Origin of the sequence: Bacillus sp. FSL E2-8900, assembly GCF_037966225.1 — a bacterium.
GTDB classification, from domain to species: domain Bacteria; phylum Bacillota; class Bacilli; order Bacillales; family Bacillaceae_G; genus Bacillus_A; species Bacillus_A cereus.
The window spans coordinates 2,407,460-2,419,689 of the sequence record NZ_CP150193.1 but is presented as its reverse complement, the minus strand read 5'-3'; the positions used below and the strand labels follow the sequence as shown (position 1 = coordinate 2,419,689).

Sequence of the window (12,230 nt, the reverse complement as noted above, 5' to 3'; positions counted from 1 at the left end):
TTGTCCTTTCTACTGTACAATTCCTTTTAAATCCCAGTATGCTTGTTCTAGCCATGGATGTATAACTTTCAATGTATCTTTCCTTTCCCACAAATATGAAATATATACAAAAGCTGCTTTTTCCAAAGATTTTTCCAATCCTTTTTTTATTTCTATTAAATATGGTGGTGTCCCTTTTTGATCCCATTCTATTTTATCTGCAACAAATAATACTAAATCCATCTTCGTTGCATGTTTACACAACGTTGTGTGGCAACAAATTGCATTTAAAATCTCTTCATCTTCTACTTTAAATATTTCTTTTGCGATTACTCTCGATAGTTTTTGATGAATGATCATAGGAAACTTTCTTTCTGCTTCCACTATTTCTACACCAAATTCTTCAGCAACTGCAATCCGCTCCTCGTTCGGAAAAATGCCACTAATATCATGTAAATATCCTGCAATTGCTGCTTTTTCTTTATCTACGTGAAACTTTTCTGCAATCTTTTTTGCCTCATTTGCCACACGAATTGAATGTTTATATGTAAACTCTTTATTATATTTTAGTAGAAAAGCTTTAATATCATTTTCTATTTTTCCAGTTGGAGTAAATGAATATATATCATTACATAACATAGAAAATCCCCCTTATAACTAACTTTCATTATAATGTAGAATCTAAATATCCTCGTTATTTTATATTCGTTATTAATCTTTTTACTCCTTTTTAATACGTTACATGAAATTTTATACAGAATCATCGCTACAAGTACATAAATGTTTGATATTATAGTAATGTTGATGATTTGTAAGGAAAGGAACTACACAATGAATAAAAACATATTAATTATTGATGATGATAAAGAAATTGTTGAATTACTTGCTGTTTATTTGCGAAATGAAGGCTATAACATTTATAAAGCTTATGATGGCGATGAAGCATTGCAAAAGGTTTCTACATATGAAGTTGACCTTATGATTTTGGATATTATGATGCCAAAACGAAACGGATTAGAAGTTTGTCAGGAAGTGCGTGAAAATAATACTGTACCAATTCTAATGCTTAGTGCAAAAGCAGAAGATATGGATAAAATATTAGGTCTTATGACAGGTGCCGATGATTATATGATCAAGCCATTCAATCCATTAGAATTAGTAGCAAGAGTGAAAGCTTTATTACGAAGATCCTCTTTCCAAAACGCTACTTCGCAAAAGAATGAAGATGGTATTATTCGTATTCGCTCTGTTGAAATACACAAACATAATCATACTGTTAAAGTAAATGGAGAGTATATTAAATTAACCTCTATTGAGTTCGATATTTTATATTTACTTGCAAGTAATACAGGAAGAGTATTTAGTTCAGAAGAAATTTTCGAACGCGTTTGGAATGAAGATGGTTACGGTTCAAATAAGACTGTAATGGTTCATATTAGCAACTTACGGGATAAACTTGAAACAGTAATAAATGGAGAAAAATTTATTCACACTGTTTGGGGAGTTGGCTATAAAATTGAGAAATGAAGCATTTGATATATTAAAAGATATCCCTAAATGGAAACTTATTTTTTGGCTCTTATTAGCTATCACACTCACGCCTATTACTGAGTTAATTATTTATCGCCTCGTTACGAGTGTAATTGAGAGTTCACTTACTCTAACTGAACTTGGTAAAGAATTCATTCGAATTTTTGGTTATGAAAAGTATAAAGGGATTAAAGAATCGTTATGGATGATGATTGTATCTTATTTGTTTTTATTTTCTATTTTTTCATCCTATCTTTACATTTTTTATCGTCACGAGAAAAAACTTTATTATGAAACTTGTATTAAAAAAATGATAGAAGAAATTCGTTATATTGCAAATGGAAACTTCAATCATAAAGTTTCTATTGTAAATCATAATTATCTGGAAGAGTTAGCAATCGGGGTCAATGAAATTGTTGAACAATTAAAAGTCTCAATTGATGAAGAAAGACAAGCGGAACAAGCAAAAAGTGAGCTTATTACAAATGTATCACATGACTTACGCACTCCCCTTACTTCTATAGTTGGATACGTAAATTTAATCCATCATGATAATTATAGAGATGAAGTAGAATTGCGATACTATATTCAAGTCATTTACGATAAAGTCACTCGTCTTAATGCATTAATGAATGACCTGTTCGAATATACACGTGTTCAAAATAAAGAGTTAAGCTTGTATTCTGTCCCTATTGACATAGTAGAGTTACTTGGGCAATTAACTGTTCAATTCCGTATACAATTTCAAGAAGCAAATATAGAATGTCGACCTTCTTTCCCATCTCAAAAGCTCATGGTATTAGCTGATGGTGAAAAATTAGTGCGTGTGTTTGAAAATCTTATTATAAACGCTATCGCTTATGGAAGCGAAGGTCGCTATATTGACCTTACTGCTTATGAAAGCAATAATATGATTACAATTGATATAACAAATTACGGACAACCTATTCCTAGTACGGATTTACCTCATATTTTTGAGCGTTTTTATCGCGTTGAGAAATCTCGCTCTACAAACACTGGTGGATCTGGACTTGGATTAGCTATTGCAAAAAGTATAGTCGAATTGCATAAAGGAACAATTGAAGTATATAGTGATGATGAAAAAACAACATTCACTGTAAAACTACTCCCATACAAATGTTAATATTATAAATAAAAAGTTCAATTTCTTATCATATAAGAAATTGAACTTTTTCCATTAATACCCAAAATTTAATAATCCTTTATAATTCTTTAGAAATTCTTTACCTTTTCTTTCTTCCTAATTAAGCATTCCTTTTTACAATACTAGTATTGATGTCATAATAGGAGGATCGCTTATGCAATTCTTAAAGAAATTCGCTATTTTATTATTATCTTTTTTTATTACCGCACTTATCGTTTTATATTTTTATCTTTATGTAAATGGTCCGATTATTCAAGCTAAATCAGCTATTTTAATAAATGCTAATTCAGGTGAAATTGTTTATAAAAAAAATGAAGAAACTCCGGTACAATCAGCTGCTTTATCTAAATTAATGACAGAATATATCGTATTGGAGCAACTAAATGATAGAAAAATACAGTTAGATGACTTCGTACAAATAAGTAACGAAGTTTTCCGAGTAGAAACAAGCCCTATACAAGTAACATCGAATGATAAAACAACGGTTCGTGATTTACTTCATGCATTGCTACTGGCAGGGAATAATCGTTCTGCACTCGCCCTAGCAGAACACATTGCTGGAAATGAAGATAACTTTACAGTATTAATGAATAAAAAAGCAAAAGAACTAAAGTTATTACAACCATCTCCATTTCTAAACTCTACTGGAATTAATAATAATACAAATAAACAATCAACTACAACAGCGATAGACGCAGCTAAACTAGCAGCACGATTAGTAAAAGATTTTCCAGATGTATTGAATATTACGAAACTAACCTCTTACCAATTTACCTTCAAAGATTCCCAGGTTTTCAATACGAATAAAATGATATATTCCCTTAATGAAAACATTAAACTTCAAGGTGTTGATGGCTTACAAACTAGTTTTTCAACTAACGGTAATTATAGTTTTGTCAGTACAGTAAAACTTGGAGATACTAGACTAATTTCAGTAATATTAGATGCAGATGAAGAAAACATTTCATTTATTGAAACAAAAAAGTTGCTCCAGTATGGTTTTGATCCTTCCTCGTACTCTGCACTCCAAGCTTTTAAAGACGCCCTTACATCTTGGACAATATTGCTTCAGTTTAAAAATTTAATTATACAAACTATAATGATTTTTTTAATCATTACCACCTTAATGTTTTTACATATACGTCAGAAAAAATCCGAGGATTTCAATTAAGAAATCTTCTTATATATATAAAACCGACTTGCGCTTGAGATGCAAGTCGGTTTTTAATTCTATCATCCTCTTCCAAGCAAATTTGCTGAAACTGGTTGCAAGTTTAACTCTCTCGCCCATATAGATAGCTGACCAATATGATAAATTTCATATCCCATTACATGTCTTAAAACTTATGTTTTTTGAGGCATACATCCATCTCTGTTTCCTTTCGTTGTGTTCGTTTGTTTAGTTTAAATGGGTTAATCTATTAATTCTATTAAATCCAACAATTGAACTATTACACTTTAAAGTTCTACTCATATACTATAGTAGATTACTAGAAAGGAGGCTTAACTATGGATAGTTGTGTTGTATTTGTAAACGGACAACCTTTTTTAGTTCTTTCAGTAGCTGGTATTGAAATTGCTAGATTAGAGATTTCCCTTCAAGTAGCATTAGCTCTAAGAGTGCTTGGGATACCAATCTGTGATTAATTACCAAATTAAAAGAAAAAGCGGGCATTAGCCCTCTTTTTCTATTTTTTTCTCATCTTTTTTTAACAACTAACAAAATTTTAATTTTTATATTGTAATGAAAATCCGAAAAATCAATCCATTTTATTCAATAAAAAAGATCAACACCCATACCTCATTATCCGTTTCTAAAAAATTAGAATTCGATTAATTACAAGAAAATTTAAATATACGAACGTTACATAAAATACTTGTTAGAATAGCTGTCCTTCACACTATTTATTTCGCCGACGTTATATAATCAAAGCACCAATGATTAACTTTTTATACGGCTTATTTTAAGTGTGCTAGCATTCTAGGCTAGATGATCATGACTGCAAAAAAACTTCAAGTTCTCGTTTATATAAATCAGATAACGCTTTCACTTTTTGAATCGATTGATAATCTTTAAATTGCGGTTCTCTATCTTCTTCTTGAAAAGCACTAATCCAACTATACTCTACATCTACAATATGAAATAATGTTTCTAAAATACCCCCAGTTTGCAAAGTAAATCTTCCTCTGAAAGTTGTTCACACCACTTAAACCAATCATCTCTTACTTGCCAATTATATTGAAATAAAGTGTACACATTTATCTCTCTTACTTCAATTATCCACCTAACAGCATCTGTTATACATTTAACCATTGACAATCACTTCTCTTCGGCCAAGTTCCTCTACAGCGTGATTAATTATTTCACTTACAGATAAAGAACCATCCAATATGATATCTGAATTCGGCTTAACAGTATGAATTGCCTCTAAATAAGCTTTTCTCGCATATGCCATGTAATGTTCCAAATCATTATGTATTTCATCTATTGTACCTTCCTTAAAATCTCGCAAAATCCTTCTAGCCATCGCAATATCTAAAGGCGTATCAATAAATATAGTTACATCAATGAATTTTCGCATCTCACTATTTAAGTATGCAAAAGGATAATCTACAATAATATAGTCTAAGGTATTATTTTGTATAAGTTGCTCAATATCATGAATTAATGGTGTTAATACCCACTCGTCGTAATTCGCCCCATCATCAATCCATTTACAAATATCAGCAGGATAGTTATCAAATGTATAACTATCAAAATATAGAGCTTTTGAGTTTTTAAACTTATGCTTTAATCTTTCTGTAATTGTAGTTTTACCTCCCCCCGAAACAGCTGCAATTGAAATTATTTTTGTTTTATTATCCACTATACCCACCAAGCCCCTTTGTTAACATAATATAATTATAAGTTACTATCGTTGCTACTTCTTCCATTCATATTCTAACATACTCATTTCCCATAAATTCCAATACGTTTCTCCTACTCTTTTTGACTCTCTTAATAAGCCTTCTTTTACAAACCCTATTTTTTCGTAACATGAAATGGCCGATGTATTAAAATCATACACACCAAGAGTTACTCTATGTAGTTTTAATTCGTCAAAAGCAATATGAAGTACTGCTTTCATCATATGTTTTCCTATAGAACGTCCTCTCATCTTCGTATTACCAACTAATACTTTTCCAATTCTAGCGGACTTATTAATATTATCTATTTGCCCAAGCGAAATATGACCAATAACGTCTGAAGTCTCTTCATCTACCACTTTGAAAGCGAGTGTATTTGCACTTTCTATATACTTCTCTAATTGCTGTTCGTCTAAAGGGAATGTGAATGCATTTCCTGACCATTGTATTAGAAATTCTTCGGAATTAATCCAATTTATTAATTGTTTAAAATCAGATTTCTTAAAACTTTCTAGTTTAATCACTTCCTTGCTCCTTTCGTACATCATGCTTTATAACCTCAAACTTATTTCTATATAAAGAATATATTCTCCTTTTATATGAAATTAAAATAAAGCCATTCATGTGAATGGCTTTACAAAAAAGCAGCATAATTATGCTTTGTTTGCTACATCAATACCATTAAAATCAAAGTCAGCAGTAACCGTTGTAACAGGTGGGAAAATTGCTTCAATTTTACAAATGGAAATAATTACTCCAACCGATCCAGGAATAGCCGCAAGCCTAACTACATCACAACTTACAGACGAAACAGTACCTACATAAGTACGTCCCTCTGTATTAATTTGAACTGTTCGATTAATTAATTTCTTAAGTTCATCTCTAATTCCTTGTACACAAGAATTATCACATTTCTCATGCTGTTCTTTTTTACACTCTTCGAATACTTCCCAACAATCATCTTGTTTACATGTACACTTCTTTTTACAATTATTAAATCGAGAACCCAATACCTCACCCCCTAATCCTTTCTATTAGTAAAGTATGTCCACTAGCTTAAAAGGGTACGAGGCAAACACATAAAAAGAAAAAAACAAACAATTGTACCAAACTTTCTTTTCATTATTCATTATAAAAACAGACTTCTCCTAATTAAAAGCTTTTTAATGAGCGGCCGTGAATTTAGTCCTACTCCATTTAATGTTTAGACACCACTTTCTAAAACAAACCTTTTTTCTTTTAAATAAGACGCCCCTTAAAAACACACTAGATTTCCCCATTAACTCACATATACATAGACTTTATTTGTGGATTTCCCATTTTTCATTGTGAAATATACATTTAAAAAGCGTACTCGAAAATAAGATATTATTTGTAATCAGAACATTTTCTTCAACAAGTGTTTATTGAAAAATACCATAACTAGTAGTAGTTCTCTCCACTTTCTCTTAAAAATTAGCATAGTTTGTATGAATTCTATATCGAGTAGAAGACTCTCTATCATATAAAGATAAAATAGTAGGTTAATAAACAAGCCATTTTTTTATTAAAACATAGAATAATATGAACACTATTGAAAGGAGGTAGAAATAAATGTCCTGGAAAAATGATTGCTGGAGTTCTCAGAAAAAGCATTGCTGTGATGATTGGTGGAAATCTAAAGAAAAGCATCATTGTGATGATGATTGGAGTTCTCAGAAAAAGCATTGTAATGATGATTGGTGGAAATCTAAAGAAAAGTGTCATTGTGATGACGATTGGAGTTCTCAGGAAAAACATTGTAATGATGATTGGTGGAAATCTAAAGAAAAGTGTCATCGTGATGATAATTGGAGTTCTAAACGAAATAAGTGTCGTTGTAAATGTTTCTTTATTTGTTGCCATTGTAAAAGAAAAAATTGGTAATATTTTTAATGTCAACGTAAAGGAAAGAATATGTCTTTTGGAACCAATCGGGCTTTTCCGGAAAGTTGATCCCTCACCTACTTCCTTGCTTTTGCTGAATTTTTAGATGGGGGCATTACTGCCCGGCAAATACTAGAATGTAATATATAAAAAGCTGACTGCTTATAGTCAGCTTTTTATATATTAACACGTAAAGGTTTAAACAGACATATAAGCAGTCACGCTTTGTCATCACCTTGTTGTTGTAAATTAGTATTTCTCCATTGAATAGACATTCCATAATATCGTATTTTGATTAAAACTAAAAAACATACTTAACACTAATAGTAAAATTTTTCTTCTTCATCAAATTCACTTCTTTTCTTTTTATAAACATAAAAAAAAGGATCTCTATTTATATAGAGATCCTTTCTAACTTTATAATTTACTAGACTGTAACCCCTGAATAAACGGAACTACTTCAGGATTTACAAGCGATGATAAATCACCTAATTCTTTTCCTAAGTAAGCTGCTTTAATAACACGGCGCATTACTTTAGAATTACGTGTTTTCGGTAAATCTTCTACAACGTGGATGTCTTTAGGACACAACGCTTTTCCAATATGAGAGTTTACTAAACTCATTAATTCTTTCTTTAATTCCCCTGTGAATGTTACATGGTCTCTTAACACTACAAAACAATGACAAACTTCACCTTTTACTTCGTCAGGTACACCAATTGCAGCAGCTTCGATTACATCGTTATGTTTCACAAGAATAGATTCATATTCAGCAGGTCCAATACGTTTACCTGCAATATTTAACGTATCGTCTGAACGCCCTGTGATGATATATTGTTCACCATCGTAAATGACCCAGTCACCGTGGACCCATTTATTTTCAAAACGCGACCAATATGTGTTTACGTAACGTTCATCATCTTCCCAGAAGCTTTTCGTCATACCTACCCAAGGTTTCTCTAAGCATAATTCTCCGACTTCATCTCGAATTGGTTTACCTTGATCATCCAGTACGACAGCTGCCATTCCTGGTAAAGATGCGTTAAAACTAATCGGTGCTATTGGCTTAATAAGAACATTACCGAAAATCCCACCAGAGATTTCAGTTCCACCTGAGTAGTTACAGATTGGGACATTTCCTTTTCCAACTGTTTCAAACAGCCACATCCATGGATCAGGATTCCAAGGTTCTCCTGTTGATGCGAATACTTCCAAACTCTTTAAAGAATGTTTATTGACATACTCATCACCTTTTGCCATCAATGCTCGGATTAACGTTGGCGAAATACCTAGATGAGTAATCTCATATTTATCAACTGTCTCCCATAACCGGTCTGCTTCTGGGAAGTCTGGAACACCTTCGTACATAACCATCGTTGCTCCATTAATGAGTGAACCGAATAATAGAAACGGCCCCATCATCCAGCCCATATCAGTTACCCATAATACACGATCACCTTGTTTAATATTCATTCCAAATCCTGCATCAAAAGCTGCTTTCAAAGGAAATCCTGCATGCGTGTGTACTGTTCCTTTCGGCTTACCAGTCGTTCCTGATGTATAAATGAGCATTAATGGATCATCACTTTGCATTTCCTCGGCATGTATGAATGGTTTTTCTTTTTCTAGCGTACTCCACGAAAAGTCATAGTTATGTGGTGTAAAATCATTTCCTGCATGACGAACGATAACAACTTTTTCAACAGTTGGGCAATGTTCACAAGCTTTATCTACTTCATCTTTTAAAGAAACAATTTTACCGCGGCGTGAAAATCCATCTGCGGTAATAATCATTTTTGAACCTGCCGCTTGCACACGTGTCATGACTGCATCAGACGCAAAGCCTGAGAATATTGGTGAAATAATTGCTCCGATTTTCATTACAGCTAGCATCGCAACAACTGTTTCTGGAATCATCGGCATATAAATTGTTACACGATCACCTTTCTCAATACCCGCGTGTTTCAAACCATTTGCAACACGGCTTACCCAGTTGTCAAGCTCTTCATATGTAAATGATTTTGAAGTTCCATTTTCCCCTTCGTACTGAAGTGCTGGCTGTATTCTCGTCTCTTCATCCGCAAGCCAGCGAGATAAAGCTGATTCTACAACGTTACATGTTCCGCCATTATACCACTGTGCAAACGGTGTACCATTTTCTAAGTCTAACACTTCTGTATAAGGTTTCATCCATTGATAGCCTACTACTTTTTCTGCCTCTCCCCAAAACCAAGCTGTTTCCTCAATAGATTTATTATAAAAAGTTTCATAGTCTTCATATCCCAATGATTTCATCCAACCATATAAACGTGTTTTTTCCTTGTACTCTTCTGTTGGAAACCAAACTGCTTGTTTCAATGTTTTCCCCTCCTTAACTTTTTGAGCAAGAAAGCCCTAAATAGGGCTTTTAAACTGGATATACAGGATGTTTACGATCTGTGAATACTTGATATTTACTCATATACATTTCGAAACGTCCTTTTAACTCTTCACGTAAATTGTTTGGATGAACAATACCATCAATCACCATCTCTGATGCTAAATGATAAATATCAATATCTTTCTTATACTCTTCACGTTTTTCAGCAATGAAGCTAGCACGCTCTTCTTCTGGTAAAGCTGCAATTTTATTTGCATATACAGCATTAACCGCAGCTTCTGGACCCATTACCGCAATAGAGGCTGTCGGTAATGCCAGACAGCAATCTGGTTCAAATGCTGGACCTGCCATCGCATATAAACCAGCGCCATATGCTTTACGAACAACGATAGAAATCTTCGGTACAGTTGCTTCACTCATTGCAGAAATCATTTTTGCACCGTGGCGAATAATACCGGCACGCTCTACTTTTGTACCAATCATAAATCCTGGTACATCCGCAAGGAATAATAATGGAATATGATATGCATCGCATAAATTAATAAACTTAGCAGCTTTATCAGCTGAATCGTGGAATAATACGCCGCCCTTCATACGCGGCTGATTTGCAATAATACCAACTGGCTTACCATCAATACGTGCTAAGCCTGTAATTAGCTCTTGAGCAAATAATTTTTTCACTTCATAGAATGAACCTTCATCAATAACTCTATTAATGAGATCTTTCATATTGAAAGGAGCATTTTGATTTTCTGGAATGATTTGTTCTAACGTTTTATCGAATTGTTTCGGTTCTTGAGGTGTAACCAATGGAGTCTTTTCTAAGTAGTTGTTTGGAAAATATGAAATGTATTGTCTTGCTTGTGTAATCGCATCTTCTTCTGTCTTACATAAAACATCTCCGCATCCTGATACAGAGCAATGCATACGAGCTCCGCCCATCTCTTCTAAAGTTACCTTCTCACCGATAACCATCTCAGCCATACGAGGAGATCCTAAATACATAGATGCATTTCCTTCTACCATCATTACAACGTCGCAAAAGGCTGGAATATAGGCACCACCAGCTGCAGAAGGTCCAAATAATAAGCATACTTGAGGAACTTTACCTGATAATTTCACTTGATTATAGAAGATTCTTCCTGCACCACGGCGCCCTGGGAACATTTCTACTTGATCTGTAATACGCGCTCCAGCAGAGTCGACTAAATAAAATAACGGAACACGTAGTTTTTCAGCTGTTTCTTGAATACGTAAAATCTTTTCAACTGTGCGTGATCCCCATGATCCAGCTTTTACAGTAGAATCATTGGCCATTACACATGCAGTACGACCATGTATTTTACCCGTTGCCGTTACAACGCCGTCCGCAGGTAAGCCTGTTTGTTCACAGTTAGCAAATAATGCATCTTCTACATATTCGCCATTATCAAATAGAAGCGCTAAACGATCTCGAACAAATAATTTTCCTTTTGCTTTATTTTGTTCATGATACTTTGGTGCGCCGCCTTGTTTAATCGTTTCAACTCGTTCTTCAAATGAATTAGATTGTTGTTTTTGATCTAACATATTTACTCCCCCTTATACGTTGGTGTGCGTTTTTCCTTGAATGCTTGTAATCCTTCTAATCTATCTTTCGTATGGATTACACCTTCATACGCTTGTTTTTCCATTTGTAATCCGGTATGTAAATCAACTTGAATACCATTTGAAATTGCCTCTTTTGCTAATCGAACAGCAATAGGTCCATTACTAGCAATTTTCTCTGCTATTTCAATCGCTTTCTCTTCAAGTAAATTAGCTGGTACAACAAATTCTACTAAACCATATTCTTTTGCTTCTTGCGCTGAAATACGTCTACCTGTATAAATTAATTCTTTTGCTCTACCAACACCAATTAATCTCGGTAAGCGCTGTGTACCACCCGCTCCTGGTATAATTGCAAGTGTCGTTTCAGTAAGACCAAGACTTGCAGATTCAGCAGCAATTCTAAAATCACAAGCTAAACTTAATTCCGTACCACCACCAAGTGCGATTCCATTTATAGCAGCAATAACTGGCTGTGGTAATTGTTCAACCATCTCCATAGTCGTGCGAATCATACTAACAGCATGGCGAACTTGTTCCTCATTCATACCAGCACGTTCTTTTAAATCAGCACCAGCACAAAATGCTTTTTCACCAGCACCTGTTAGAATAACTACACGCGTATTGGACTCTTCACTTATTTGAGTTAATATGTTTTGTAACTCTTCTAATAACGCTAAAGATAATGAGTTTGCTTGTCTTTCACGATATAACGAAATCTTTACAACGTGAGGTGTTACATAATCAACTGAAATGTTTTGTAATTGTAGCATCTTC

General features: G+C 33.5%; 12 protein-coding genes and 2 pseudogenes. 5 read left to right on the top strand and 9 right to left on the bottom strand.

The window, feature by feature from the left end; translation table 11 throughout:
- Positions 1-9: 9 nt before the first annotated feature.
- A complete protein-coding gene (gene yqeK, locus NST90_RS12370) occupies positions 10-618 on the bottom strand; it encodes a bis(5'-nucleosyl)-tetraphosphatase (symmetrical) YqeK (protein ID WP_283748168.1) in 609 nt (202 codons plus the stop codon).
- Positions 619-810: 192 nt separating this feature from the next.
- Between yqeK and NST90_RS12365 the strand changes: the two genes are divergently transcribed.
- The 3 genes from NST90_RS12365 to NST90_RS12355 all read left to right on the top strand — a co-directional run bounded on the left by NST90_RS12365 (position 811) and on the right by NST90_RS12355 (position 3,845).
- Entirely contained in the window at positions 811-1,506 is a 696-nt protein-coding gene (locus NST90_RS12365) for a response regulator transcription factor (protein ID WP_001038807.1), read from the top strand.
- Positions 1,496-2,653 carry a HAMP domain-containing sensor histidine kinase gene (locus tag NST90_RS12360; protein WP_001243309.1) on the top strand — a complete coding sequence of 386 codons (1,158 nt, stop codon included), beginning with the start codon at positions 1,496-1,498 and terminating at the stop codon, positions 2,651-2,653. The genes NST90_RS12365 and NST90_RS12360 overlap by 11 nt, the downstream gene beginning before the upstream one ends.
- A gap of 175 nt (positions 2,654-2,828) precedes the next feature.
- The gene (locus NST90_RS12355; RefSeq protein ID WP_046392706.1) at positions 2,829-3,845 is read left to right on the top strand and encodes a serine hydrolase; all 1,017 of its coding nucleotides are present in this window, start codon (positions 2,829-2,831) and stop codon (positions 3,843-3,845) included.
- A 62-nt stretch (positions 3,846-3,907) separates the two neighbouring features.
- Here NST90_RS12355 and NST90_RS12350 read toward each other — a convergent pair.
- Positions 3,908-4,018, bottom strand: a pseudogene (locus NST90_RS12350) (damage-inducible protein DinB); the annotation flags it as partial.
- A 165-nt stretch (positions 4,019-4,183) separates the two neighbouring features.
- Here NST90_RS12350 and NST90_RS12345 point away from each other — a divergent pair.
- On the top strand, positions 4,184-4,321 hold the full coding sequence (locus tag NST90_RS12345; protein WP_000376554.1) for a DUF3956 domain-containing protein: 138 nt from the start codon (positions 4,184-4,186) through the stop codon (positions 4,319-4,321).
- Positions 4,322-4,671: 350 nt separating this feature from the next.
- Here NST90_RS12345 and NST90_RS12340 read toward each other — a convergent pair.
- From NST90_RS12340 to NST90_RS12325, 4 genes and pseudogenes are all read right to left on the bottom strand, one after another.
- Positions 4,672-4,931 (bottom strand): annotated as a pseudogene (locus NST90_RS12340) (DinB family protein); the annotation flags it as partial.
- A 49-nt stretch (positions 4,932-4,980) separates the two neighbouring features.
- Positions 4,981-5,541 (bottom strand): AAA family ATPase, encoded by a 561-nt coding sequence (locus tag NST90_RS12335; protein ID WP_046393155.1) that lies wholly within the window; start codon positions 5,539-5,541, stop codon positions 4,981-4,983.
- 54 nt (positions 5,542-5,595) lie between these two features.
- Entirely contained in the window at positions 5,596-6,129 is a 534-nt protein-coding gene (locus NST90_RS12330) for a GNAT family protein (RefSeq protein WP_000990082.1), read from the bottom strand.
- Between the two features lie 105 nt (positions 6,130-6,234).
- Positions 6,235-6,591, bottom strand: a complete 357-nt coding sequence (locus tag NST90_RS12325; RefSeq protein ID WP_000535577.1) for a hypothetical protein — start codon at positions 6,589-6,591, stop codon at positions 6,235-6,237.
- A gap of 563 nt (positions 6,592-7,154) precedes the next feature.
- Between NST90_RS12325 and NST90_RS12320 the strand changes: the two genes are divergently transcribed.
- Complete coding sequence (locus tag NST90_RS12320) at positions 7,155-7,592, top strand: hypothetical protein (protein WP_172459103.1); 438 nt, start codon at positions 7,155-7,157, stop codon at positions 7,590-7,592.
- Between the two features lie 311 nt (positions 7,593-7,903).
- Here the strand turns inward: NST90_RS12320 and NST90_RS12315 are convergent, their stop codons facing one another.
- The 3 genes from NST90_RS12315 to NST90_RS12305 are packed head-to-tail and all read right to left on the bottom strand — an operon-like array spanning position 7,904 to position 12,226.
- Positions 7,904-9,844, bottom strand: coding sequence for an AMP-binding protein (locus NST90_RS12315; protein WP_025709590.1), 1,941 nt, complete (start codon positions 9,842-9,844; stop codon positions 7,904-7,906).
- 49 nt (positions 9,845-9,893) lie between these two features.
- The gene (locus tag NST90_RS12310; protein WP_000886744.1) at positions 9,894-11,435 is read right to left on the bottom strand and encodes an acyl-CoA carboxylase subunit beta; all 1,542 of its coding nucleotides are present in this window, start codon (positions 11,433-11,435) and stop codon (positions 9,894-9,896) included.
- 2 nt (positions 11,436-11,437) lie between these two features.
- Entirely contained in the window at positions 11,438-12,226 is a 789-nt protein-coding gene (locus NST90_RS12305) for an enoyl-CoA hydratase (RefSeq protein WP_000939818.1), read from the bottom strand.
- Positions 12,227-12,230: the final 4 nt, after the last annotated feature.

Coding starts and splice junctions, on each gene's coding strand:
- yqeK (WP_283748168.1), bottom strand. CDS start 618: ATGTTATGTAATGATATATATTCATTTACTCCAACTGGAAAAATAGAA.
- NST90_RS12365 (WP_001038807.1), top strand. CDS start 811: ATGAATAAAAACATATTAATTATTGATGATGATAAAGAAATTGTTGAA.
- NST90_RS12355 (WP_046392706.1), top strand. CDS start 2,829: ATGCAATTCTTAAAGAAATTCGCTATTTTATTATTATCTTTTTTTATT.
- NST90_RS12345 (WP_000376554.1), top strand. CDS start 4,184: ATGGATAGTTGTGTTGTATTTGTAAACGGACAACCTTTTTTAGTTCTT.
- NST90_RS12330 (WP_000990082.1), bottom strand. CDS start 6,129: ATGATGTACGAAAGGAGCAAGGAAGTGATTAAACTAGAAAGTTTTAAG.
- NST90_RS12310 (WP_000886744.1), bottom strand. CDS start 11,435: ATGTTAGATCAAAAACAACAATCTAATTCATTTGAAGAACGAGTTGAA.
- NST90_RS12305 (WP_000939818.1), bottom strand. CDS start 12,226: ATGCTACAATTACAAAACATTTCAGTTGATTATGTAACACCTCACGTT.